Raw genomic sequence first — 23,140 nt, 5'->3', positions numbered from 1 at the left:
CCGTGTGCAACCGGGCCTGCCGGTACCGGATCGGCGACGCCGGTGCGGGCGGCCGGCGCTCGGCCGCGGCCAGCTCGGCACGCGGTGCACGACGGCGCAATAGACTTGTACGCACTTCGAGCTGCGGGAGAAACCCGATGTCGCGAGCACAGGGATGCATCGCCGCGCTGCTGCCGCTGCTGGCCGCCTGCACGCCGCCGGCGTCGCTGCAGCCGGCCAGCGGCGGCCCGGACCTGCAGGGCGATGGCCGTTGCCTGGCCGCGCCGGTGGCTTGGGCGGTCGGCCAGCCCGCGACCGAGGCGACCATGGCGCGGGTCCGGGAGCAAAGCGGTGCCGGCCAGGCGGCGACTCGCGGCCTGCGTCCGGACCGGCTCAACGTGTTCCTGGACACGGCCAATGCCATCGTCCGGATCGACTGCGGCTGAGCCGGGACGCATGGCCGCTGCGCACCATGCCGTCGGCGCCGCACCGCTGGTGTTGCTGCTGCACGGCATCTGGAACGGCCGCGCCTGGCTCGGCCCACTGGCCTGGCGCTTGCGCCGCGACCGCTTCCGTGTCGCCACCTTCGGTTATTCGACCGTTTTCGGCGGGGCCGAGGCGGCGCTGCCGCGCCTGCTGCGCCGGATCGAACGGCTGGCGGCGCACGGGCCGGCGGCGCTGGTCGGGCACAGCCTGGGCGGGCTGATCGCGCTGGACGCCCTGCGCCAGGCGCTGCAGGCGCCGGTGACCCGTGTGGTCTGCCTGGGCATGCCGCTGGCCGGCAGCGCGGTGGCGCAGGCGCTGCTGCGGCGTGGTCTCGGCGCCGCTCTGGGACGCAGCGCGGGCTTGCTGCAGCGGGGTCTGGGACGCTGGGACGGTCCCGCCGAGGTCGGCATGGTGGCCGGCAGCGTCGCGTTCGGGCTGGGCAACCGCATCGCCGCGCTGGGGCCGCAATCGGACGGCACCGTGGCCCTGGCCGAGACCCGCCTGCCCGGCCTGCGCGACCATTGCATGGTGCGCGCCAGCCACGGCGGCCTGTTGTTCTCGCCGCTGGCCGCGCGCCAGGCCGCGGCGTTCCTGCGCCATGGCCGCTTCGCCGGTTGAGCGCTTGCGCCGCGGATGGAGGCGCAGCGGCGCAATCGAGTAAAATCCGCCGCTTGTCTTCACTGATGTCCGGAACGCCCCATGGGTAGAGGCCCCTCGATCGAAGCCCGCAAGAACGCATCCGATGCGAAGCGCGGCAAGATTTTCACCAAGATCATCCGCGAGATCGGCGTCGCCGCGCGCGCCGGCGGCGGCGACCCGTCCAACAACCCGCGCCTGCGCGTGGCGATGGACAAGGGCCTGGCCTCGAACATGTCCAAGGACGTGATCGAGCGCGCGATCAAGAAGGCCACCGGCGAACTGGAAGGGGTGGAATACGAGGAGATCCGCTACGAGGGCTATGCCCCGGGCGGGGTCGCGGTGATCGTCGATTGCCTGACCGACAACCGCGTGCGCACCGTGGCCGACGTGCGCCACGCGTTCAGCAAGTACGGCGGCAACCTGGGCACCGAAGGCTCGGTGGCGTTCATGTTCAAGCGCCTGGGCGTGCTCAGCTTCGCCGCCGGCGCCGACGAGGAGGCCGTCACCGAGGTGGCGATCGACGCCGGCGCCGACGACATCGTGGTCTATCAGGACGACGGCGCGATCGACGTGCTGACCTCGCCGGACGCGTTGCAGGCGGTCAAGGACGCGATGCAGGCGGCCGGCCTGGCTGCCGACCATGCCGAGATCAGCTTCCGCGCCGACAACGACATCGCGGTGGAAGGCGACACCGCGCTGCAGGTGCGCAAGCTGCTGGACATGCTGGAAGACCTGGACGACGTGCAGGCGGTCTATTCCAATGCCGATCAGTCCGCGTTGAGTGGCGGTTGACGTGGCGACTGCCGGGACTCGGGACGCGGGACTCGGGACTCGGAACGGCGAGCTGCCGGAGCCTGATGGATCACCGTCGCGGCCTGTCGTCTCCACTCGCGCTGGCCGTGCCGAAGGTCCTTCGAGTCCCGCGTCCCGCGTCCCGAGTCCGGGCAAGGTTCGCATCCTCGGCATCGACCCGGGTTCGCAGCGCACCGGCGTGGGCATCATCGACATCGACGGCAGCGGCCGCACCAGCCACGTGCACCACGCGCCGCTGGTGCTGCTCGGCGAAGGCGACTTCTCGCAGCGGCTCAAGCGCCTGCTGTACGGGCTGGACGCGCTGATCCAGGAGTACCGGCCGCAGGAAGTGGCGATCGAGCGGGTGTTCATGGGCAAGAGCGCCGACGCCGCGCTGAAGCTCGGCCACGCGCGCGGCGCGGCGATCTGCGCGGTGGTGCTGCGCGACTTGCCGGTGCACGAGTACGCGGCCAAGGAGATCAAGCTGGCCATCGTCGGCAAGGGCGCGGCCGAAAAGCAGCAGGTGCAACACATGGTCGGCCTGATGCTGAGCCTGACCGGGAAACTGCAGGCCGACGCCGCCGACGCGCTGGCGGTGGCCATCACCCATGCCCACGTGCGCGCGACCGCGCAGCGCCTGGGCGTCAGTACGCAACAGGCGTGGAGCAGGAAATGATGAAATATGTCGGGACTCGGGACTCGGGACTCGGGGCCCGGAACAGCGAGTTGTCGGCGCCTGGCAGATCGCCGGTACACCGCGTCGTATCCGCTCAAGCCGGCCGCGCCTCCAGCTTTTCGAGTCCCCAGTCCCGAGTCCGGAGTCCCGAAGGAGTGTCCCGATGATCGGCCGCCTGCGCGGCATCCTCGCCTACAAGCAGCCGCCGTGGCTGGTGATCGACGTGGGCGGGGTCGGCTACGAGCTGGAGGCGCCGATGAGCACCTTCTACGACCTGCCCGACGTCGGCCGCGACGTGATCCTGTTCACCCACTATGCGCAGAAGGAGGACAGCGTGTCGCTGTACGGTTTCCTGCGCGAGGGCGAGCGGCGCCTGTTCCGCGACGTGCAGCGGGTCACCGGCATCGGCGCCAAGATCGCGCTGGCGGTGCTGTCGGGCGTCAGCGTGGACGAGTTCGCGCGGCTGGTCACCACCGCCGACGTCGCCGCGCTGACCCGCATCCCCGGCATCGGCAAGAAGACCGCCGAGCGCATGGTGGTGGAGCTGCGCGATCGCGCCGCGGACTTCAGCGGCGGTGCGCCGGTCACCGGGCAGTTGGGGACCGACGCCATGTCCGAGGCCACCGTGGCGCTGCAGCAGCTCGGCTACAAGCCGGCCGAGGCGGCGAAGATGGCGCGCGACGCCGCCGCCGACGGCGACGAGGTCGCCACCGTGATCCGCAAGGCGCTGCAGGCCGCGCTGCGCTGATCCATGCCGTACCTCCTTTCTTCACGCGCTGCGGCGCTAACCTGATTCCGACATGTCCTTGCCCCCCTCCTCCGATGCCGTTCACGCGGGAAATTCCGGCCACGCCGCGCACCGCAAGACTGGCTTGGCCATGGTCCTGGGCGCCATCGGCGTGGTCTTCGGCGACATCGGCACCAGCCCGTTGTACACGCTGAAAGAAGCGTTTTCCCCGCACTACGGCCTGACCCCGGACCATGACACCGTGCTGGGCATCCTCTCGTTGGTGTTCTGGGCGTTGATGATCGTGGTCACGCTGAAGTACGTGGCGATCATCATGCGTGCCGACAACGATGGCGAGGGCGGCATCATGGCGTTGACCGCGCTGGCCCAGCGCGCCCTGCCGGGCGGCTCGCGCTCCGTCTACGTGGTTGGCATCCTCGGCATCTTCGGCGCCTCGCTGTTCTTCGGCGACGGGGTGATCACTCCGGCGATCTCGGTGCTGTCGGCGGTGGAGGGCCTGGAAGTGGCCGCTCCGCGGCTGCGCAGCTTCGTCGTGCCGATCACCGTGGTGGTGCTGGTGGTCCTGTTCGTGGCGCAGCGCTTCGGCACCGAACGGGTCGGCAAGGCTTTCGGTCCGATCACCGTGCTGTGGTTCCTGGCGCTGGGCGCGATCGGCGTCTACAACCTGACCAAGGCGCCGGAGGTGCTGCACGCGCTGAATCCCTGGTGGGGCGTGCGCTTTTTCGCCGAGCACAATTGGCATGCGGTGTTCGTGCTCGGCGCGGTGGTGCTGGCGGTCACCGGCGGCGAGGCGCTGTATGCGGACATGGGCCATTTCGGCGCCAAGGCGATCCGCTATTCCTGGAATTTCCTGGTGTTGCCGATGTTGACCCTGACCTATCTGGGGCAGGGCGCGCTGGTGCTGCGCGACCCGGCCGCGGTGCGCAATCCGTTCTACGAATCGGTTCCCGACTGGGGCCTGTATCCGATGATCGTGTTGGCCACCGCGGCCACGGTCATCGCGTCGCAGGCGGTGATCACCGGCGCGTACTCGGTGGCCAGTCAGGCGATCCAACTCGGCTACATCCCGCGCATGCATATCCGCCACACTTCGCATTCGACGATCGGCCAGATCTACATCCCCGGCGTCAACTGGATGCTGCTGGCGCTGGTGCTCATCGCGGTGCTGGGCTTCGGCGATTCCATGTCGCTGGCCACCGCCTATGGCGTGTCGGTGACCGGCACCATGCTGATCACCACGGTGTTGATGATCATCTACGCGCGCACCAACCCGCGCGTGCCGCGCCCGTTGCTGTGGATGATGGCGGCGGTGTTTCTGCTCGTGGATTGCGCGTTCTTCTACGCCAACATCATCAAGTTCATGGACGGGGCCTGGTTCCCGCTGTTGCTGGGCCTGATCCTGTTCACCCTGATGCGCACCTGGCGCCGCGGGCGCAAGCTGCTGCAAAGCGAGATCCGCAAGGACGGCATCAAGCTCGACAGCTTCCTGCCCGGGCTGATGCTGGCGCCGCCGGTGCGCGTACCGGGTACCGCCGTCTTCCTGACCGCCGACCCGCTGGTGGTGCCGCATGCGCTGATGCACAACCTCAAGCACAACAAGGTGCTGCACGAGCGCAACGTGTTCCTGACCGTGGAAACCCTGCCGGTGCCGTACGCGGTCGCCCGGCAGCGGTTGAAAATGGATGCCATCGGCGATGAGTTCTATCGGGTGTATGTGCGCTTCGGTTTCATGGAAACCCCCGACGTGCCGCTGGCGCTGATGCGCTCCTGCGACCAGGGCGGCACCTACTTCGACCCGATGGACACCACCTATTTCGCCAGCCGCGAGACCATCGTCGCCAGCGCCAACCGCGGCATGCCGATCTGGCGCGACAAGCTGTTCGCGCTCATGCACCGCAACGCCGCGCCCGCCACCGACTTCTTCCGCATTCCGGGCAACCGGCTGGTGGAGCTGGGCGCGCAGGTGGAGATCTGATGGGGTCGGGACCCGGGACCCGGGACCGGGGACCCGGAAAAGCGGTGATTCGCGCTGTTGTTGCCTACAATGGCGGGATGCAATTTGCCGCTTCCTCTCCCTGTCATTTGCCGATGCTCCGTCGGACCCTGGATCCGCTTTCCGGGTCCCCGGTCCCGGGTCCCGGGTCCCGGCCCTGATGGACCGCCTTATCGCCACCGGCGCCACCCGCGAAGACGATGCGGTCGAGGCCAGCATCCGCCCCCGGCGGCTGGACGACTACCTCGGCCAGCAGCCGGTGCGCGAACAGCTGTCGATCTACATCGAGGCGGCCAAGGCGCGCGGCGAGGCGCTGGACCATGTGCTGATCTTCGGGCCGCCGGGGCTGGGCAAGACCACGCTCAGCCATGTCATCGCCAACGAGCTGGGGGTCAACCTGCGGGTGACCTCCGGCCCGGTGATCGACAAGGCCGGCGACCTGGCGGCGCTGCTGACCAACCTGCAGCCGCACGACGTGCTGTTCGTGGACGAGATCCACCGCCTGTCGCCGGTGGTGGAGGAAGTGCTGTACCCGGCGATGGAAGACTTCCAGATCGACATCATGATCGGCGAGGGCCCGGCCGCGCGCTCGATCAAGATCGACCTGCCGCCGTTCACCCTGATCGGCGCCACCACCCGCGCCGGCCTGCTGACCGCGCCACTGCGCGACCGCTTCGGCATCGTGCAGCGCCTGGCGTTCTATACCCCGGAGGAGTTGGCCCGCATCGTGCGCCGTTCCGCCGGCATCCTCGGCATCGCCTGCGACGGCGACGGCTGCGCCGAGATCGCGCGCCGCGCGCGGGGCACCCCGCGCATCGCCAACCGGTTGCTGCGGCGGGTCCGCGACTTCGCCCAGGTGCGTGCCGGCGGGCACATCGACGTGGCGGTCGCGCAGGCGGCGATGCAGATGCTCAAAGTCGACCCGGAAGGCTTCGACGAGCTCGACCGGCGCCTGTTGCGCACCATCATCGACTATTTCGACGGCGGCCCGGTCGGGGTCGAGTCGCTGGCCGCCTCGCTGTCGGAAGAGCGCGGCACCCTGGAGGACGTGATCGAGCCCTACCTGATCCAGCAGGGCTACCTGATCCGCACCGCGCGCGGGCGCATGGCCACCAACAAGGCCTATCTGCACCTGGGCCTCAAGCCGCCGCGGGACTCGGGACTGGGGACTGGGGACTCGGGAGAGCTGTTTTGAGTCGCGCCGCCGCCGCGCTGCGCCTGGTTTTCTCATCGACCGGGCGGAGTCCATGACCACCGAGTCCCCAGTCCCCAGTCCCCAGTCCCGGCATCTATTCAGTTGGCCGACACGCATCTACTGGGAAGATACCGACGCCGGTGGCGTGGTCTACCATGCGCGCTACGTGGCTTTCCTGGAACGGGCGCGCACGGAGTGGCTGCGCGCGCTGGGCCACGGCCAGGAACCTCTGCGCCTGCAGCACGACCTGGTGTTCGCGGTGCGCGCGATGCAACTGGATTTCCTGCGCCCGGCACGCCTGGACGATATGCTGCAGGTCGGCGTCGCGCTGTCGCAATGCAGGCGCGCCAGCCTGCTGTTCGCGCAGTCGATCCATCGCGACGGCGAGCTGTTGCTGCGTGCGCAGGTGAAGGTGGCGGCGCTGGGCGCCGGCAGTTTCCGCCCGCGCGGCATGGACGACATGTTGTACGACGCATTGAAAATTCTCGAAATCACTGAAGCGGAATGACTGAGGAACGACGGATGATCGCATTGCTCCTGGCCCTGCAGGACACGGTGGTGGAGGCGCTGCCGCAGGACGTGACCGGTACCGCCGCGCAGGCTGTCGCCAGTACCGCCGCCCACGGCGGCATCAACTATCTGGACCTGATGCTCAAGGCCAGCCTGCCGGTCAAGGTCATCGTGTTGCTGCTGCTGCTCGGCTCGCTGATCAGCTGGGTGATCATTTTCCGCAAGGCGCGGGTGTTCAAGCAGGCCAACCGCGAGGCCGACGAGTTCGAGAACCGCTTCTGGTCCGGCACCGACCTGACCAAGCTCTACGCCGGCGCGGCCGACCGCAACCGCGTGGTCGGCGGGCTGGAGGCGATCTTCGAGGCCGGCTTCCGCGAGTTCGCCCGCCTGCGCGACAAGCGCAAGCTCGACGCGCGCATCCAGCTGGAAGGCGCGCAGCGGGCGATGCGCGCCACCTATGCGCGCGAAGTGGACCGCCTGGAACGCAACCTGGAACTGCTGGCCAACATCGGTTCCACCGCACCGTACGTCGGCCTGGTCGGCACCGTGTTCGGCATCATGGTGACCATGCACGACATGCTCAACAGCGGCCAGCAAGCGGGGATCGCCGCGGTCGCACCGGGCATTTCCGAGGCGCTGTTCGCCACCGCCATCGGCCTGTTCGTGGCGATCCCGGCGGTGTGGGCGTACAACCGCTTCACCACCCGGGTCGAGCGCCTGGCCGTGCGCTTCGAGACCTTCTCCGAAGAATTCAGCTCCATCCTGCAGCGCCAGGCCAGCGGCGACTGAGCGCCGCGTCCCGCCCAAAAGATCCCAGGATTCCCGCATGACCGCCGCCATTTCCCGCCGCAAGCGCCGCAAGCTCAAGTCCGAGATCAACGTCGTGCCGTACATCGACGTGATGCTGGTGCTGCTGATCATCTTCATGGTCACCGCGCCGTTGCTCAGCCTGAGCGTGGACGTGGACCTGCCCGATTCCACCGCGCGCTCGGTGGAAAGCAAGAAGGATCCGGTCATCGTCACCGTCGACGGCGAGGGCCGCTACACGCTGACCCTGCAGGACGGCAAGCCGGAGAAGATCGGCGCGCCGGAGCTGGAGGCGAAGATGCAGGCCTTCGTCGGCCAGAACAAGGACGTGCCGGTGTTCGTCGCCGCGCCCGGCAGTTCCAACTACCAGCTGGTCATGGACACCATGGTCATGCTGCAGCAGGCCGGCGTTCCCAAGGTGGGCCTGATGAGCCAGCCCGGTACCAATGCACGCTGAAGCCGATTCCCGACCGCATCTGGCCCAGGGCGACAATGATGGCCTGATGTACGGCATCGTCCTGGCGGTGGCCGTGCACGTGCTGCTCGCGCTGCTGTTCTTCCTCGCCTGGTGGTGGTCGCCGGTGCGCGAGGTGGAGCCGGCGGCGGGCTCGCCGATGGTCGAGGCGTCGCTGGTGGTGTCGTCGGCGGATGTGCGCTCGGCGCAGAAGGCCGTGCGGGACGCGCCCAAGCCGGTCCCCGAGCCGCTGCCCGAGCCGGTCAAGGAAACGGCCGAGGAAGACACGGTGCCGCCGCCGCAGCCGGTGCCCGTGCCCAAGCCGCAGCAGGCGCCGACCCCGCAGCAGCAACAGGCCCAGGACGTCATCCCGGTGCCGGACAAGATGGACCAGGACCGCGCGTCCCGCACCGCGATCTCCCAGGAAAAGGAGAAGCAGGAGCAGGAAGCCAAGCGCCGCCAGGAACAGGTCGACCTGACCGAGCGGAAGCGGCAGCAGGAAGCCGAGCAGAAACAGCGCCTGGCCGCGCAGCAGGAAGAGGAGCGGCAGAAGAAGATCGCCGAGATCCGCAAGCAGCGCGAGCAGGCCGACCGCGAGGCCAGGCTGGCCGAGCAGAAGCTGCGCCAGCTGGCCGACGTGCGCGCCCAGCAGGCCTCGGCCGCCGCCGCGGCCACGCCGCAGGCCGCGCCCGGGCAGAACGGCACCAATACCGACCTGTCGGCCAAGTACGCCGCGGCGATCCAGCAGGCGGTGCTGAGCCAGTGGGTGCGGCCGGATTCGGTGCCGCTGGGGCAGAAGTGCAAGATCGCGATCAAGCAGATCGTCGGTGGGCAGGTGATCGAGGCTAGGGTCAGCCCCGACTGCCCCTACGACGAGGCGGGGCGGCGCTCGATCGAGGCCGCGGTGCTGCGGGCGCAGCCGCTGCCGTACCGGGGTTTCGAATCGGTGTTCGCGCGCGACCTGACCTTCAACTTCACCGCGCAGGACCGGTGAGGCCGGGTGGCGCGGAAGCGCGCGGCACCCGGACCCGGGCCCGCGATCGATGGGCGGGCTCCCGGCGGCGTCGCGATGGGCGATAATCCGCGTATCCTGCCACCGGCTTCACATCGCGGTGTTCATGGTTGGGAATATGTTCACCCGCGCATTGCTATCTCTACTTTGCGCCTTTCCGAGTACCGTTGAGCGATCCATGAAGAAACTGCCACGCTGGCTTGCCGTCCTGACCGCCCTCTTGCTCCCCTTGGCCGCGTTCGCCCAGGACAAGGGCTTGGAAATCGATATCGTCGGCGGCAACGCGTCGGCGACCCCGATCACCGTCGTGCCGATGCCGTACCAGGGATCGGCTGCCGCGCCGTCCACCGACGTGGCCGCGGTGGTCCGCGCCGATCTGGACCGTTCCGGCCAGTTCCGCAACCTGCCCGAGGCGCAGATCGTCGAACGCCCGACCCGCGGCAGTGAAGTGCAGTACGCCACCTGGCGCGCGCTGAAGCAGGACTACCTGGTCGCCGGCCGGGTGATGGACGCCGGCGAGGGCGCCTACCGGGTCGAGTACGAACTGTTCGACGTGGCCAAGGGCGAGCGCATGCTCGGCCTGGCGATGACCGCACGCGCCAGCGCGATGCGCGACGTGGCGCACCAGATGGCCGATGCCATCTACGAGAAGATCACCGGCGTGCGCGGCGCCTTCTGGACCCGCATCGCCTACGTCACCGCCAGCGGCAAGGGCGGGGCGATGCGCTATGCGCTGATGGTCGCCGATTCCGACGGCTACAACCCGCAGACCATCGTGCGCTCGGCCGAGCCGCTGCTGTCGCCGAACTGGAGCCCGGACGGCAAGAAGCTGGCCTACGTGAGCTTCGAGCGCGGCAACTCCTCGATCTACATCCAGGACATCGCCACCGGCGCCCGCCAGCTGGTGTCCAGCTTCCGCGGCATCAACGGCGCGCCCTCGTTCTCGCCGGACGGCCGCAAGCTGGCCCTGGCGCTGTCGCGCAGCGGCAACCCGGAGATCTACGTGATGGACCTGGGCAGCAAGCAACTGACCCAGCTGACCAACCACTTCGGCATCGACACCGAGCCGACCTGGGCGCCGGACGGCAGCACCCTCTACTTCACCTCCGACCGCGGCGGCCGCCCACAGATCTACCAGGTGGCGGCGACCGGGGGCAGCGCCAGCCGGGTGACCTTCCAGGGCAACTACAACGCCACCGCCAGCGTGTCCTTCGACGGCAACAAGATCGCCGTCGCCCAGGGCAGCGGCAACACCTACAAGATCGCGATGATGGATCGCAGCCTCGGCGCGCCGCGCTGGAGCACTCTGTCCACCGGCTCGCTGGACGAGTCGCCAAGCTTCGCGCCCAATGCCAGCATGGTCCTGTACGCCGCTCGCGAGGGTGGGCGCGGCGTGCTCTACGCAGTCTCGGCCGACGCCCGCGTTCGCCAGCGCCTGGTCCTGGCCGATGGCGATGTGCGCGAGCCGTCGTGGTCCCCGTACCGGACCGCGCGTTGACATGAATGTTTGATGTTAATATTTCGCTGCGTTGAACCCCTCATCGGCTCAGGAGCCACAAAGGTATCGCCATGAACAAGACCACCCGCGTTCTGCTTGTTTCGCTGTTGTCCGTCGCAGCCCTGGCCGGCTGCTCCAAGAAGGTCAAGGAAGTTCCCCCAACGACCGACACCACCGGCACCACCGGCACCACCTCCCCGACCGGCCCATCGACCTCGGGCCTGTACGGCCCGGGCGACCTGGACACCGATGCCTGCCTGCGCCAGCGCGTGGTCTACTTCGATCTGGACCAGGATTCGCTGAAGCCGGAGTTCCAGGCCATCATGGCGTGCCACGCCAAGTACCTGCGCGACCGTCCGTCCTCGCGCATCACCCTGCAGGGCAATGCCGATGAGCGCGGTTCGCGCGAGTACAACATGGGCCTGGGCGAGCGTCGCGGCAACGCCGTGTCGTCGGCGCTGCAGGCTGCCCGCGGTCCGGCTGCGCAGCTGAGCGTGGTCAGCCACGGCGAAGAGCGTCCGGTCTGTACCGAGTCGAACGAGTCCTGCTGGTCGCAGAACCGTCGCGTCGAGATCGTCTACACGGCGCAGTAATAGATGCGTATCGGTGTCCTCACATCGATGATCGTCGCGGCGACCCTGGTGGTCGCCGCGCCGGCTCATGCGCAGCGCGCAAGCCTGGCCGACCGCGTGTCCGCGCTCGAGCAGCAGGCGATGAACACCCAGGCCAACACCGACATGCTGAACCAGCTCAACCAGCTGCGGACCCAGATGCAGTCGCTGCAAGCCACGATCGAGCAATTGCAGCACGACAACGAACAACTCAAGCAGCGCGCCAAGGACCAGTACCTGGACCTGGACGGCCGCCTGAACCGGATCGAGGGTGGCGCGATGCCGCCGGCCGCCGCCGCCGCACCGGCCGCACCCGCGGCCAAGCCGGCTGCGGTGTCCGAGCGCGCGCCGTCGGTGCATGGCGATGCCGGGACGCTGGCCGCCGCCGGCGATGAGCGCACCAGCTACAACGTCGCCTTCGATGCGCTGAAGGCCGGCAAGTACGCCGACTCGGCGAACCTGTTGCAGAGTTTTCTCGAGCTGTACCCGAACGGCGTCTATGCCCCCAATGCCTTGTACTGGCTGGGCGAAAGCTATTACGCCACCAAGAATTTCCCGCTGGCCGAGGCGCAGTTCCGCGATCTGATCGGCCGCTATCCGACCCACGACAAAGCATCCGGCGCCCTGCTCAAGCTGGGCCTGTCCCAGTACGGCGAAGGCCGCGCCCAGGAGGCCGAGCAGACCCTGCAGCAGGTCATCAGCCAGTATCCGGGATCGGATGCTGCGCGGACCGCGCAGGATCGTTTGCAGTCGATCCGCATCGGCCAGCACCTGCACTGAGCCCCGAACGCTGCCGCCATCGCCGCGGGAGCAACCTTCTCCCGCCATGGCCGCCGTTCCCAGCGATATCGTGCAAAGCCCGCTGCCGCGCCTGAAGCTGACGGAGATCTTCCTGTCGCTGCAGGGCGAGGCCGACAGCGCCGGCTGGCCGACCGTGTTCGTGCGCCTGACCGGTTGCCCGCTGCGCTGCAGCTATTGCGACACCGCCTATGCCTTCCATGGCGGGCAGTGGTGGGACATTGGCGCGATCCTGGCCGAAGTGGCGCGCCATGGCGTGCGCCACGTCTGCGTGACCGGCGGCGAGCCGCTGGCGCAGAAGCGCTGTCTGCACCTGCTGCGCCAGTTGTGCGACGCCGGTTACGACGTATCGCTGGAGACCTCCGGCGCGCTCGACATCGCCGAGGTGGACCCGCGCGTGTCGCGGGTGCTCGACATCAAGACCCCGGCCTCGCAGGAAGCGCAGCGCAACCGCTGGGAGAACCTGCCGCTGCTGACCGTGCGCGACCAGATCAAGTTCGTGCTGTGCAGCCGCGCCGACTACGACTGGGCGCGCGCGATTGTCGCCGAACACCGCCTGCACGAGCGCTGCACCGTCTGGTTCTCGCCGAGCAAGAGCGAACTGGCGCCGCGCGACCTGGCCGACTGGATCGTCGCCGACCGCCTGCCGGTGCGCTTCCAGATGCAACTGCACAAGCTGCTGTGGAACGACGAGCCGGGCCGTTAGCTGCGCGGACGTGCAGCCGGGAGTCGGGAATGGAGAAACGGCAATCGGCAAGGCGCTGCGCCGCGGACGTGTTGTCGGTTGCCTCGCTTCTGCTTCTCGAAAGCCGGCGATCTCCCATGTTCGGTGCAGCTGTTACGCTCTGTCCATTCCCGTTTCTCCATTCCCCATTCCCAGCACCCACATGAAAAACGCCGTCGTCCTCCTCTCCGGTGGCATGGATTCCGCCGTCGTCGTCGCCATCGCCCGCGAGCAGGGCTATGCCGTGCATGCGCTGAGCGTGCGCTATGGCCAGCGCCACACCTCGGAGCTGGACGCGGCCACGCGCGTGGCCGGCGCGCTCGGCGCGGTGGCGCACAAGACCGTCAACGTCGACCTGCGCAGCATCGGCGGTTCCGCGCTGACCGACGACATCGAGGTGCCGGACGCGGGCGGCGGGGGCATCCCGGTCACCTACGTGCCCGCGCGCAACACCATCATGCTGTCGGTGGCGCTGGGCTGGGCCGAGGTGCTGGGCGCGGCGGACATCTTCTGTGGCGTCAACGCCGTGGATTACTCCGGCTATCCGGACTGCCGCCCGGAGTTCATCGACGCGTTCCAGACGCTGGCGAACCTGGCGACCAAGGCCGGCGTGGAGGGCGCCGGCCTGCGCGTGCATGCGCCGCTGCAGCGCATGAGCAAGGCCGACATCGTGCGCGAGGGCATGCGCCTGGACGTGGATTTCGGCCTGACCGTGTCCTGCTATCGCGCCGATGCCGACGGCCGCGCCTGCGGCCACTGCGATGCCTGCCGCCTGCGTGCCGCCGGCTTCGTCGACGCTCGCGTGGCCGACCCGACCCGCTACGCCTGATTTCGCGTTGGCCCGGGGCTGGGGTAGACTACGCACCCCGGCGCAAGGCCGGGGCATTGTTTTGGGCCGTTAGCTCAGTCGGTAGAGCAGAAGACTTTTAATCTTTTGGTCGATGGTTCGAATCCATCACGGCCCACCAAAAAAATCAGGGATTTAGGCGTCGCCTTTGGTGGTTTTTTCGCCACCTCCTGAAATCACTCCTGAAAACGCGGGCAGTTTTGCCGGTTCCACGGTGGGCACCTCGTGGTTGTAGCGCTGACGCATCGACTCGGTCACGTGGCCGCCGGACGCCTTGTCTTCGCTGTCGGTGATCCCGCGGTGCTTGATGCCGTGCAGCGTGAAACGGTCCTCCGGCGCGAGCAGGGGCGGCTGGTCACCGACCTGCTTCGTGGCCACGTCCATCAGGCGCTGCCAGGCCGAGTCGAGCGACGATTTGCTGAGCGGCTGGCCCGTCTCCGACACGACCAGTGGGCGATTTTTCGGCATCAGCTGCACCACCGTGTCGATGTCGTGCCGTTTGTAGGCCGCCTTGCGCAGCTCTACCAGCGCATCCCAGGCACCGCGCAGCTCGGGGGTCCACCGCGTCACGTTGTCCCTTGAGCCCTTCCTACGGTTGCTCAGGACCCCCACCTCGGTGGCGTTCGCGTCGGTGAGCGTCACCAGCTCGATTCCGCGTAGCCGGCACGCATAGGCGATGACCATCAGGTGCCCCAGGTACGGTGCGACGCTGCCCTTAGTGTGAGCCTTACGCATGCCGCGCTCGGTGGCGAAGGCTACGAGCCGGGCGAACACATCCGGGGTGGGCATCCGAAAGCGAGCGCGCTCCCTCGCCTGCCTGACGCCGGCGGCGGGGTTCGAGGCGCATGCGCCGTGCCGAATGCCCCAGGCGAACGTGCGCCGGAGGTAGCGCAGCAGGTGGTTCGCCTTCGTCGGCTGGCCGACCTTGCCGTCCTTGCCCTTCGCGATCGACTCGACGATGCGCTGGATCGCCGCCGGTCCAAGCCGGCTTACCTGCAACGTGTCCAGCGTCGCGCCCATGGGCGTCCGGTATGCACGCACCAGTTTGGCCTGGTGCTCGTAGCCCTTGCGCGTCCCGGCGGCCAGCTCCGCAAACTCAGTGCTCGCTTCGAACTGCTCAATGACGAACCCCACGGTTCCGCGCGCCGCGCCGCCGGCGCGGGCCTCCATGATCGCGTGCAGGTCGGACAGTTGCGCGTCGCACCCTGCCACCGTGACAGCCCTGCGTGGGTGCTCCAGCACGTACCAGCGGCCGTTGCCGCTCTTGTCCCAATACACGCCCTTCGGCAGCTTCGCCTGGTCGATGTGGGGCGGAATGCTCGGGTTGTGTTTGGCGCGGGGTCGCGGCATTACGCGATGTCCTCGGGGTCATACGGTGCGTCTGGTTCTTCGGCTTGCCTCAGGCCCAACGCCTGATTGAGGGCTTCCCTGGTGGTCCAGATCCCGCCGACACCATCGTAGCGGTATGGGATGTGCTCGCGCTTCGCCCAGGCCTCGACGGTCGCGCGACGCGGCGCGCGGCGCGGCCGCCCAGGCAGATCCGGGCGACAGAGCTTCTGCAGATCCTCGTAGGTGAGGATGTCGGGAAGCCTTTCAGCTGCGGCCACCAGCCCCTCCCTTCCCGACTTCATGTCCTCCCAGAATTCGCGGAAGCGGAAGTCCCCAAACACCGCGGCATGAGCAGGAGGTTCCGGGCCGGCGGAACCGCAGGTGCCGGTGCAGCCCCTGGTCGAGCACGATCTCGAGCTGATGGTCTGCGGTGTCGCCGGCGAACCGATGCATCGCTTCCTTCTGAATATCACGCATAGCGCACCTTCCTGGGGATAGCTTTTTGGGTATGGCGAATCCGTATAGAGATCTGGATCGAAGAGGCATGTACAGCGCCCTGCAGCGACGCGCCGGCGAACTGATGAAACCCTCGGGGCTGCGCACGCCGGACGAACGCGCTGCGCTGGCGCAGGACACGGCGTATCTCCTGCTCGCCGTCGCGTTCTTCGTGGCGCGCAGCGAGCATTCGGCGGCGTCGCCGCAGAAGTCGATCGCTCACGGCACGATGGGATTCGCGGAGGCCTTTGCGGAGGACTACGAGGCGCTCAAGCGCGAGGCGCACTGCCACCTCGACGTCCGCGCGCAAACGGCGGACATCCTGCACGAGCTTGGGGACTTGGTAGCTCATCGCGCTCAGTCCAAAATCAAATTACTGACCGACCACGCGCACCGCGCGCGCGAACGCGCGGCCGTCGGCGTCGTGGTCGTAGACGTAGCCGCCGTAGAAGCCGACGACGACGCGGCCACCCTCGAACCAGGGCGTTTCCTGGCTGGTCCAGTACGGGCCTTCCTTCAGGCTCTCGTCGCGGGTGTAGGCGCCGTGCTTGTTCTTGTGGCCGTAGTCCACCAGGCCGAACAGCTCGTGCGGTGTCTCCAGGCGCCAGCCGGTGCCGAGCTCCGCGACCTCGCGCAGGGCCTGTGCCTGTGGGATGCGATCGCCGCCGCCGAGATCGCGGTACTCGCTCGGCACCTGGACCCCTTCGGCGACCGAGGAAAGCACAGCGGACAGTTCCGCGCCGCGCGGCGGCTGGGTGATGTTGATGGTCAGCCGCTCGACGTTGAGCAGGATCTTCTGAGGATTCATGGTTGAATGTCCTTGAAAGGAGGAAAGGCCCAAGGGCCAATTACTGACCGACCACGCGCACCGCGCGCGCGAACGCGCGGTAGCCGGCGAGGTCGTAGTCGACGTAGCCGAGGTCGAAGCCGACGACGACGCGGCCACCCTCGAACCAGGGCGTTTCCTCGCTGGTCCAGTACCAGCCCGCCTTGATGCTGTCGTCGATGCTGTGCGCCTTGTTCGCGTTCTCGTGGGTCAGCGGCGAGCGCAGGGCGAAGAGCTCGTGGGGCGTCTCGAGACGCCAGGTCGTGCCGGCGGGCGCCGTCTTGTTGAGCTGCTCGAGCTCGGCCAGGAACTCGCGCTGCAGGAGCCTTTCGCCGCCGCCCAGGTCCCGCACCTCCAGTGCCAGCGCGCTGGCGTAGCTGATTTGCGGGATGACGGTCGGGGAGATGGTGGAGCTTTCGGTGGTGGCACTGTTCACTGCGGATCCTTTGCCGGCTCGCCGGCGGTGGTGTATTGGGTGGGGTGCTGCTCGGCGATCTCGGCGACCTTGCGCTCAAGCAGGTCGTTGACCACCGAGCCGGGGTTGCGGAAAAACATGGGCTGTCCCCGGCGGGTTCGGAGTTGGCGAGGAACACGTGTGGCCGCGCGACACCGGGGATGTAGACGCTGACGCTCAGCACGGGAGTCGGCTCCGCTCGATGCGCGCCAGATCGCGCGCAATCGTGACAAGGCGAGGCCAGCGGCCGCGGCGCCAGGCGGCCTGGTAGCCCTCGCCGATCATCCGGCGCAGTTCCGCCTGGCGGTCCGGCCGCGCCGCGCAGGCGCGCTCGTAGCGAGCCAGGCGCTGCGCGGCAGTCACTGCAGGCTGGTGCCGCTGGTGCTGCATGAAGGCGTCCTCAAGCGACAGCTCCAGGAGCGTGCGTTGCACGATCGCGTCCAGGCCGGCGCCCATCAGGTGCAGGCCGACCAGCGCCTGCGTGCGCGGCGAGCGAACCGGCCGGCTCACAGCTTCACCAACCTGGCGTGCTCCGGCACGACCCGCTCGGCGCGCGCGTGGTGCGCTGCGACGGCCTTGGGCGCAGGGTGGTGCCTGCGGTAGGGATGCGTCTTCGGCGCCTTCGCGCGGTCCATCGCGGCGCGCTGTTCGTCGATCGGTTTGCCGGTGGCGATGACGTCGCGATTGAGCGCGCGGCCGTAGGGGGCGTTGAATTCAGCCGCTGTGGCCAGATCGCGCAGCGCTGCGCACAGCTCTTCCTCGCCCGGGAGCCACTCGGGGCTGCTGTCGTCCGCCGCCACCACAGCGTTGGCGCGCGCGCACGCGGCCGGTGAGGGCGTGTAGTCGCCGCTGCGCACCGCGTCGACGGCGTCGAGCGCGGCCTGCCAGCGACGCGGGTCGAACTGGTGGCTCAGCGCTGCGGTGACGGGGGCCGCGCAGTCCGGCGGCCCGCCGGCGGCGGCGAACGCGTTCAGCGCGGTCTGCGCCAGCGTCGTGCGCAGGCCCCAGTCGTCGGCGCTGGCCATCCGGTAGACCACCAGCGCGGCGCATAGGCGCGGCGACGTGATCGACAGCCCGGCCGGCACGTGCACGGGCTGCTCGCCGCGCGCGTCCGCGGTGGCCGCGCCGGCGGCGAGCGCCACGGCGCCGCCAACACACAGTGAGCCCAGGCCGAGCCAGAAGAACGAAGCGCGCCGGCCGCGCGCGGGCTGGTGGCGCTTCATGCAGCCACCCGCTGCGGTTGCGGCTTGCCGATCGCGTCGACCTTCTCGACGATGGCCCGGGCCGCTTCGTTGTCCGCGCCCAGCTCCGCCAGTTGCTGCAGCGCGACGCGGAGGTGCTCGACGGCCGAGGCGCCCAGCGCCAGCAGCTGCGCGTTGGCGGCGTTCCCGGCAGGGCTCAGGTGCGGGGACTTGCACTCGGCGACCAGGGTCTCGCCGTTGGCCGTCCAGACGGTGCAGGCGCCGCGCGGCGCGACGAACGGGCCGCGGCTCGGGGTGGCGTACCGCATGTCGGCGCTCATGCCGATGCCTGCGCGGGCTGGGCGACGGCCGGAGCGATCCGGTGGTCCCACCATTGGAAGACCACGGTGACCGAATTAGAACCCATGTCGCCAAGCGTCTTGGAGGTGCAACGCCGCTCCCACTGTTTGCCGTCCGCCTTAATCAGCGTCGTGGTGGCGTCCGGCTTCCAGTCGTGCACGGTGGCTGGAAGCTCGAGGCGGTCGAAGTCCTCGCGGCTGCTGGGGCCGGCGTAGACGAGAGTGGGGGTGGGAATACCGCAGTAGGCATCCATCACACGATCTCCTGGCCGACGAAGACGTAGCGCACCCCGCCGAAAGCCTCGGTCCAGGCGCTGGTCGCGTAGTTGTACGAGTCGGTCATCCCGTCGAAGGAGCCGAGCTCGAAGGACGTGGCGATCGCGTTCGCCGCCTGCAGGTTGGCTTCGGTCGCGTCGGCCGGCAGCCGCACGTGGTACGCGCCACCGCTGGCGCGCACGCGCGCCTTGATGCCGCGGTGCTTCAGGTGCGCGCGCAGGTTCTTGCCGACGGCGGCGAGCCCGCGGTGCTCGGGGCCGACAGGCGTGAGGTGCGGGTGGGCGGCGATCAGCGCGGCGACGTTGTCCAGCAGGCGCTGCGCGGCGGTCGCCTTCTTCAGCGACTCCGCCGCTGCCACGTCCGCGGCGTTCTGCTTCACCACCTCGATCAGCCGCGGACCGTGGACGCGGTCCAGCAGCTGCCAGGGGCGGACACCGGAGAAAGCAGCCTTCGGGAGGCGGCGGAACGCCCGGCCGTCGAACAGGAGCGCGTCGACGTGGTGGTCGGAGACCGCGACGATGAGGCCTTCGCCGCTGTGGGAGGCCATGTTGCCGGGGTAGCGGACGCGGCGCCCGCAGGAAAAGGGGGCGACCTGCAGCGCGGCGCTGGGCTGCGCCTGGAGCGTCTGGGTCTGCTCGGTGCTGATCATGGGTTCCGTCCGTCCCCTCCACCGGCGCGGTGGGTTTCAGTGGGCACGGTTCAAGTAAACATCATGTTTATCCTATCGTCAATGGCAAATACACAATATGTTGACTTTTCGTGCGGCAAAACCACTGTCTTTATGTTTGGAAATTCCCTACATGCCTGCCGTCTGCGTGTTACGGCGTAAGCCGCCACTTGTGCAAGAAAGAGGTGAGGCGGGTGCGTTAGGCTGTCGCTGCCAGAGAAGCTGGCATACAGGGAGTTGGACGTGAACGCAGTTCTTAAATTGGCGGCGGCTGCTGGCTTAATGGGGATCGGAGCTGCAGCGCATGCACAGGGGTGCTGCCCTTCGGGAGGGAGTGGTACACCTGCGGGGAAGGTCGCTGCCACAGGCCTGGGCGAGAGTGCGCCGAACGCGGTGGACCTATCGGCGGATCCGGAGTGGAGTGTCTACGAGTTCGAGCGCGAAGGCATTCGCTACGTCCAGATCAATGATCTGCGAGGTGTGGTGCGCGCCGCTGCGGGCGCGGTCGGAGATAGGGCGTGGGTGATGCCTATGGGTACCGATGTCGCTCGGGTCGCGATCGCTAGCGACAGTCAGCTCGGCTCGGTGATCTACAGTTCTGGCGACTTCGAGGTAAGGGTGATCAAGGGAGCTAGCGGCGTGTCGTGGGTGGTTACTCCGCGGGCTGCCCGTTGATTGGCCTCGGCGACGACGAAAGAGATGCGGCTCTCCCGGCGTCGGAACTGTCCGCCATAGGCGCGTAACTTCGCGGCAAACTGCGTTTGGGCGAGCCGCACGGATGAGTCGGCTGCGGTGGCGCACGCACGGTGCGCCACAACAGTTATAGCGATCTTCCTTTGAGTTCCGGTGGACCAAGCCCTGGCACGGACTGAGTATCGCGTGGCGCCCGCGAGCATCTCAATGGCGTGGCCCAGAAGCCGGTATGACACCAATTGCAAGGTGGTGCTGTGCTCGTCGAGGCTGCCACTGGCAGAAACTGTCGACAATCGATCGTCGGGTGCCTTCTCGAACTGCTGGCGCTTAAGCAAGCGGAACAGTCCTTCGTGCTCGATCTGCATTGGATAGATCGCCGAGGTGTGGTCGTAGAGCATGCGGGTGTTCAGGACCGCTTGCCTTGTGATTTGCATCGCCAGCGCATACTGGCCTTTGTTCTTCAACTGCTGCACGGCGTCGCGAAATTCCCGGTCAATCTGTCTCTGCTCCCGGGCCATGGCTTCCACGCGATCGCGTAGAGCCAGTTCCATGGTGAGGTGATTCGATTGCGCCAAGTGCAGAGATTCGCGTTCCGCGAGATCAAGCCTGGCGGCTTTGTCGAACTCACTGGAAACGCTTGATCCGACCACCTGGAGAAAGGTTCCGACCACCGCCAGAGTTTGCTGCGCAACGAAGACGACCATGTTGTGGTCGCCCATGAACTTCGCATCCGGGAGATAGAAGCCTATGGCGACGTCTGCGGTCACGAACCCCACCACTGCGCCGCGCCACCCATGTAGGAAGGCCAGTACTACGGTGGGAACTACCATGCCGCCCAACAGCGTGAGCTTCAGGGCGTTCCCCTGCGCGCCGGGGAAAATCGCGCACATGACCGCTAGGGTTGCTGCCGACAAGACGGCATCCCGGAGGAAATTAGGCGGGGTCACCTGACGATCGCGCCTGCGATGCCAGAGCAGCACAGGCAAGACAACTGCGAGGATCGCCAGATACTGGCCGACGCTGAAGCGGTAAGAGTAGCTGACTAAGTCTGCGGGACGCGGTCCATCGAACACGACATTCAAAATGGTACTCGCTGTCGATCCCCACACGGCAATAGCTAGCAATGCGAGGGGAAGCCAGCGTTCGTGCTGCTGGAAGTCGGGCTTCAGCTTACGCAGTGCGAGAGGGCCTATTGAGACCAGAGCGCACAGGAGGAATGGCGTGACATACGGCCAGAGTGGCCCGGCATTCAACTCCTGAGCGATCGGGATTCGAAGTGCCAGCATTGCCGCGGCGTCGCCGACAAAAATTGCGGGCCACCGGCTATATGGCGCAAATAGCAACGCCGCGATCCTGAGGCCTGCAGGAAGATAGAATTGATCGGCCGAGCATCGCCATGCGATGAAGAAAGCCGCTGCGTAGCTGAGGCTCTGCAGCAGAAAAATACCTGTGTGCTTCAGCTTGCCGCCCATTTGCTGTTCCCTGTCCTTGGGCGCAAGTTACAGTGCAAATCAACGCTCCGTGTAGACAGTCATCCGGTCGGAGACTTGGGCGGTTGCAGCTCGGCACCTTGCTTGCGATATTCCTCAAGCTCCGCCTCCATGTCAGCGATGCGCTGTTGCCACTCCGGCACCAGCTGAGCCCGGTCGGTAACGTCGCCGGTAGCAACGCGAGACTTCTCCTCGTTGGCCCACTTCACGAAATTCATCAGCGAATCCGGGGTTGGGTCACCGCTCTCGATCTTCGAGGCAATCCAGCGATGAGCGTCTGCAAATAGCTGCGCCTCCTCCCTATGCGCAAGCGTGTAGTCGCCATCCCGGGACATGAACGCGTGCGTCCGCATTAGGGCCTCGGTGGCCGCGGCGCCACCGCCAGAGCTCCTGCCTGCGTCTGCCGCGGCGCCACTGTCCCGCAACAACATCGGGCCGTCGTTGTCATTGAGCCAGTCAATCGATATCCCGCACCGGGCGAGCGCCTTACGTTGCTTGTCGGGCACGCGCTGATCGCGCTCGTACCAGTTGTAGAGCGTCTGCGACGAAGTGACACCTATGGCGCGGCCAAATGCCACCCGATTCGGAGTCTTCAAGTACTCCATTGCGGCTTGGAATCGCTGCTGGAACGCGGATTTGGGCTTGCCATCAACCATTGGTTGATGGTCCGCGGGCCGCGCCTTGGGGGTCAATGAACTATAAGTTGACACTGAAGTAAACATAGTGTGTAGTTGCGCCATGAACATCGTGCATACCGTGATCGGCCGACTCGACCCGCCTACCCAGGCGCAGCTCGCAAAAACGTGCAAACGGACCCCGCAAGCCGTGACTCGCTGGATCAGCACGGGCCTTATCCCGCCTAAGCACGTTCTGGTCGTTGAGAAGGCGAGTGGGGTATCGCGGCATCAGCTCCGTCCAGACGTGTTCGGCGTCGGAAACGAGGGCGAGTCCGTCACGGAGAGGGCGGTCGAGGACCCCGACGCCGCGCGCATCGTCCCGGTCGAGGGCGCCTGACGTGTCGAGCGATCCGTTCAATGCGCCGCCCTACCTTCGTCGGGAATTGGAAGCTCTGTCGCAAGGGGCTCGTCGCGAGGTGTTCCCCAGGCAACGATGCTCAGCGCGACCGGTGGTGTTCGCTGGCGAGCTTTCGCCAGGAGCGTCAATTCTAGTGTGTCCAAATCGGCAGGTCGCTCGAGCGATACAGGCCGAACGGCTTTCAATTCGCCAGCAAGCCACCGATGCGACATCAGCAGCGATTGCGCCATCAGCTCAGCTTCGGGCTGCGATTCGCAAAGGCTGCAGACGTCTACATATCCGCCTTGCACCTCTGCCGTCGGCGCTGCTGGAGCAGCTTCGTAGTGCAGAAAAAAAGCCTTCATATGCCGGTGCTCCTGTAGGTGAGGTTGGGTCGCACCTCCAAGCCTACATGGACGCCGGCACCCATCCTGCGGACGACACGGACGCCGCGCGCATCGTCCCGGTGGAGGGCGCCTGACATGCGCGCGATCCCCGACCGCTGGAATCCCAGGCTCTGGCTGCGCGACTGGTTGATCAGGCCGTCGCGCGATGAGCAAGCCCGCGCCGAAGCGCGAGCCACCGAA

General features: G+C 67.5%; 31 protein-coding genes and 1 tRNA gene. 18 read left to right on the top strand and 14 right to left on the bottom strand.

Annotated elements, in window-relative coordinates; translation table 11 throughout:
* Nucleotides 1–137 precede the first annotated feature (137 nt).
* From G4Q83_RS08880 to G4Q83_RS08800, 17 genes are all read left to right on the top strand, one after another.
* The gene (locus G4Q83_RS08880; RefSeq protein WP_128418690.1) at nucleotides 138–425 is read left to right on the top strand and encodes an I78 family peptidase inhibitor; all 288 of its coding nucleotides are present in this window, start codon (nucleotides 138–140) and stop codon (nucleotides 423–425) included.
* Between the two features lie 10 nt (nucleotides 426–435).
* On the top strand, nucleotides 436–1,083 hold the full coding sequence (locus G4Q83_RS08875) for an esterase/lipase family protein (protein WP_128418691.1): 648 nt from the start codon (nucleotides 436–438) through the stop codon (nucleotides 1,081–1,083).
* Between the two features lie 81 nt (nucleotides 1,084–1,164).
* Entirely contained in the window at nucleotides 1,165–1,896 is a 732-nt protein-coding gene (locus G4Q83_RS08870; protein WP_128418692.1) for a YebC/PmpR family DNA-binding transcriptional regulator, read from the top strand.
* A 163-nt stretch (nucleotides 1,897–2,059) separates the two neighbouring features.
* Nucleotides 2,060–2,572: a crossover junction endodeoxyribonuclease RuvC gene (gene ruvC, locus G4Q83_RS08865; protein WP_128418732.1), complete on the top strand. Its 513-nt coding sequence runs from the start codon at nucleotides 2,060–2,062 to the stop codon at nucleotides 2,570–2,572.
* A gap of 163 nt (nucleotides 2,573–2,735) precedes the next feature.
* Nucleotides 2,736–3,320: a Holliday junction branch migration protein RuvA gene (gene ruvA / locus G4Q83_RS08860; protein WP_128418693.1), complete on the top strand. Its 585-nt coding sequence runs from the start codon at nucleotides 2,736–2,738 to the stop codon at nucleotides 3,318–3,320.
* Nucleotides 3,321–3,372: 52 nt separating this feature from the next.
* Nucleotides 3,373–5,295: a potassium transporter Kup gene (locus G4Q83_RS08855; RefSeq protein ID WP_128418694.1), complete on the top strand. Its 1,923-nt coding sequence runs from the start codon at nucleotides 3,373–3,375 to the stop codon at nucleotides 5,293–5,295.
* A gap of 178 nt (nucleotides 5,296–5,473) precedes the next feature.
* Nucleotides 5,474–6,508 carry a Holliday junction branch migration DNA helicase RuvB gene (gene ruvB, locus G4Q83_RS08850; RefSeq protein ID WP_128418695.1) on the top strand — a complete coding sequence of 345 codons (1,035 nt, stop codon included), beginning with the start codon at nucleotides 5,474–5,476 and terminating at the stop codon, nucleotides 6,506–6,508.
* A gap of 52 nt (nucleotides 6,509–6,560) precedes the next feature.
* Entirely contained in the window at nucleotides 6,561–7,016 is a 456-nt protein-coding gene (gene ybgC / locus G4Q83_RS08845) for a tol-pal system-associated acyl-CoA thioesterase (RefSeq protein ID WP_128418696.1), read from the top strand.
* A 14-nt stretch (nucleotides 7,017–7,030) separates the two neighbouring features.
* Nucleotides 7,031–7,807, top strand: a complete 777-nt coding sequence (gene tolQ, locus G4Q83_RS08840) for a protein TolQ (protein WP_128418697.1) — start codon at nucleotides 7,031–7,033, stop codon at nucleotides 7,805–7,807.
* A 37-nt stretch (nucleotides 7,808–7,844) separates the two neighbouring features.
* Nucleotides 7,845–8,282: a protein TolR gene (gene tolR, locus G4Q83_RS08835; protein ID WP_128418698.1), complete on the top strand. Its 438-nt coding sequence runs from the start codon at nucleotides 7,845–7,847 to the stop codon at nucleotides 8,280–8,282.
* On the top strand, nucleotides 8,272–9,273 hold the full coding sequence (gene tolA / locus G4Q83_RS08830; protein ID WP_128418699.1) for a cell envelope integrity protein TolA: 1,002 nt from the start codon (nucleotides 8,272–8,274) through the stop codon (nucleotides 9,271–9,273). The genes tolR and tolA overlap by 11 nt, the downstream gene beginning before the upstream one ends.
* Before the next feature lie 196 nt (nucleotides 9,274–9,469).
* Nucleotides 9,470–10,789, top strand: a complete 1,320-nt coding sequence (tolB, locus tag G4Q83_RS08825) for a Tol-Pal system beta propeller repeat protein TolB (protein WP_128418700.1) — start codon at nucleotides 9,470–9,472, stop codon at nucleotides 10,787–10,789.
* Between the two features lie 71 nt (nucleotides 10,790–10,860).
* Nucleotides 10,861–11,382: a peptidoglycan-associated lipoprotein Pal gene (gene pal / locus G4Q83_RS08820; protein WP_128418701.1), complete on the top strand. Its 522-nt coding sequence runs from the start codon at nucleotides 10,861–10,863 to the stop codon at nucleotides 11,380–11,382.
* A 3-nt stretch (nucleotides 11,383–11,385) separates the two neighbouring features.
* On the top strand, nucleotides 11,386–12,180 hold the full coding sequence (ybgF, locus tag G4Q83_RS08815; protein ID WP_128418702.1) for a tol-pal system protein YbgF: 795 nt from the start codon (nucleotides 11,386–11,388) through the stop codon (nucleotides 12,178–12,180).
* A gap of 46 nt (nucleotides 12,181–12,226) precedes the next feature.
* Nucleotides 12,227–12,904: a 7-carboxy-7-deazaguanine synthase QueE gene (gene queE, locus G4Q83_RS08810; protein ID WP_128418703.1), complete on the top strand. Its 678-nt coding sequence runs from the start codon at nucleotides 12,227–12,229 to the stop codon at nucleotides 12,902–12,904.
* A gap of 181 nt (nucleotides 12,905–13,085) precedes the next feature.
* Complete coding sequence (gene queC, locus G4Q83_RS08805) at nucleotides 13,086–13,751, top strand: 7-cyano-7-deazaguanine synthase QueC (RefSeq protein ID WP_128418704.1); 666 nt, start codon at nucleotides 13,086–13,088, stop codon at nucleotides 13,749–13,751.
* A 63-nt stretch (nucleotides 13,752–13,814) separates the two neighbouring features.
* Nucleotides 13,815–13,890: transfer RNA gene (locus G4Q83_RS08800), tRNA-Lys, on the top strand.
* Nucleotides 13,891–13,904: 14 nt separating this feature from the next.
* Here the strand turns inward: G4Q83_RS08800 and G4Q83_RS08795 are convergent.
* The 13 genes from G4Q83_RS08795 to G4Q83_RS08740 all read right to left on the bottom strand — a co-directional run bounded on the left by G4Q83_RS08795 (nucleotide 13,905) and on the right by G4Q83_RS08740 (nucleotide 22,195).
* On the bottom strand, nucleotides 13,905–15,119 hold the full coding sequence (locus G4Q83_RS08795; protein WP_128418705.1) for a site-specific integrase: 1,215 nt from the start codon (nucleotides 15,117–15,119) through the stop codon (nucleotides 13,905–13,907).
* Entirely contained in the window at nucleotides 15,119–15,439 is a 321-nt protein-coding gene (locus tag G4Q83_RS08790; RefSeq protein WP_386272022.1) for a hypothetical protein, read from the bottom strand. The genes G4Q83_RS08795 and G4Q83_RS08790 overlap by 1 nt, the downstream gene beginning before the upstream one ends.
* A 128-nt stretch (nucleotides 15,440–15,567) precedes the next feature.
* The gene (locus tag G4Q83_RS08785; RefSeq protein ID WP_128418706.1) at nucleotides 15,568–15,945 is read right to left on the bottom strand and encodes a hypothetical protein; all 378 of its coding nucleotides are present in this window, start codon (nucleotides 15,943–15,945) and stop codon (nucleotides 15,568–15,570) included.
* Nucleotides 15,946–15,966: 21 nt separating this feature from the next.
* Nucleotides 15,967–16,401: an Lcl C-terminal domain-containing protein gene (locus G4Q83_RS08780; protein WP_128418707.1), complete on the bottom strand. Its 435-nt coding sequence runs from the start codon at nucleotides 16,399–16,401 to the stop codon at nucleotides 15,967–15,969.
* Nucleotides 16,402–16,441: 40 nt separating this feature from the next.
* Nucleotides 16,442–16,855 (bottom strand): Lcl C-terminal domain-containing protein, encoded by a 414-nt coding sequence (locus G4Q83_RS08775; protein WP_128418708.1) that lies wholly within the window; start codon nucleotides 16,853–16,855, stop codon nucleotides 16,442–16,444.
* Nucleotides 16,852–16,974, bottom strand: coding sequence for a hypothetical protein (locus G4Q83_RS24075; protein WP_281401997.1), 123 nt, complete (start codon nucleotides 16,972–16,974; stop codon nucleotides 16,852–16,854). Before G4Q83_RS24075 ends, G4Q83_RS08775 begins: the two co-directional genes overlap by 4 nt.
* A gap of 76 nt (nucleotides 16,975–17,050) precedes the next feature.
* Nucleotides 17,051–17,383, bottom strand: a complete 333-nt coding sequence (locus G4Q83_RS08770) for a hypothetical protein (RefSeq protein WP_128418709.1) — start codon at nucleotides 17,381–17,383, stop codon at nucleotides 17,051–17,053.
* Nucleotides 17,380–18,096 (bottom strand): hypothetical protein, encoded by a 717-nt coding sequence (locus G4Q83_RS08765; protein WP_185817384.1) that lies wholly within the window; start codon nucleotides 18,094–18,096, stop codon nucleotides 17,380–17,382. Before G4Q83_RS08765 ends, G4Q83_RS08770 begins: the two co-directional genes overlap by 4 nt.
* Entirely contained in the window at nucleotides 18,093–18,395 is a 303-nt protein-coding gene (locus G4Q83_RS08760) for a hypothetical protein (RefSeq protein ID WP_128418710.1), read from the bottom strand. Before G4Q83_RS08760 ends, G4Q83_RS08765 begins: the two co-directional genes overlap by 4 nt.
* On the bottom strand, nucleotides 18,392–18,667 hold the full coding sequence (locus tag G4Q83_RS08755; protein ID WP_128418711.1) for a hypothetical protein: 276 nt from the start codon (nucleotides 18,665–18,667) through the stop codon (nucleotides 18,392–18,394). The genes G4Q83_RS08760 and G4Q83_RS08755 overlap by 4 nt, the downstream gene beginning before the upstream one ends.
* Nucleotides 18,667–19,338 (bottom strand): hypothetical protein, encoded by a 672-nt coding sequence (locus tag G4Q83_RS08750; protein WP_128418712.1) that lies wholly within the window; start codon nucleotides 19,336–19,338, stop codon nucleotides 18,667–18,669. Before G4Q83_RS08750 ends, G4Q83_RS08755 begins: the two co-directional genes overlap by 1 nt.
* A gap of 608 nt (nucleotides 19,339–19,946) precedes the next feature.
* Entirely contained in the window at nucleotides 19,947–21,521 is a 1,575-nt protein-coding gene (locus tag G4Q83_RS08745; protein WP_128418713.1) for an MASE1 domain-containing protein, read from the bottom strand.
* 59 nt (nucleotides 21,522–21,580) lie between these two features.
* On the bottom strand, nucleotides 21,581–22,195 hold the full coding sequence (locus G4Q83_RS08740; RefSeq protein WP_128418714.1) for a helix-turn-helix domain-containing protein: 615 nt from the start codon (nucleotides 22,193–22,195) through the stop codon (nucleotides 21,581–21,583).
* Between the two features lie 82 nt (nucleotides 22,196–22,277).
* On the opposite strand from G4Q83_RS08740, the gene G4Q83_RS08735 reads away from it, so the two are divergent.
* Nucleotides 22,278–22,553 carry a transcriptional regulator gene (locus G4Q83_RS08735; protein ID WP_128418715.1) on the top strand — a complete coding sequence of 92 codons (276 nt, stop codon included), beginning with the start codon at nucleotides 22,278–22,280 and terminating at the stop codon, nucleotides 22,551–22,553.
* Between the two features lie 17 nt (nucleotides 22,554–22,570).
* Here G4Q83_RS08735 and G4Q83_RS08730 read toward each other — a convergent pair whose 3' ends face one another.
* Complete coding sequence (locus G4Q83_RS08730) at nucleotides 22,571–22,918, bottom strand: hypothetical protein (RefSeq protein ID WP_128418716.1); 348 nt, start codon at nucleotides 22,916–22,918, stop codon at nucleotides 22,571–22,573.
* Nucleotides 22,919–23,140 lie beyond the last annotated feature (222 nt).

This window comes from Xanthomonas theicola, from assembly GCF_014236795.1.
GTDB lineage: Bacteria > Pseudomonadota > Gammaproteobacteria > Xanthomonadales > Xanthomonadaceae > Xanthomonas_A > Xanthomonas_A theicola.
This window is presented reverse-complemented; position numbering and strand designations above follow the sequence as displayed.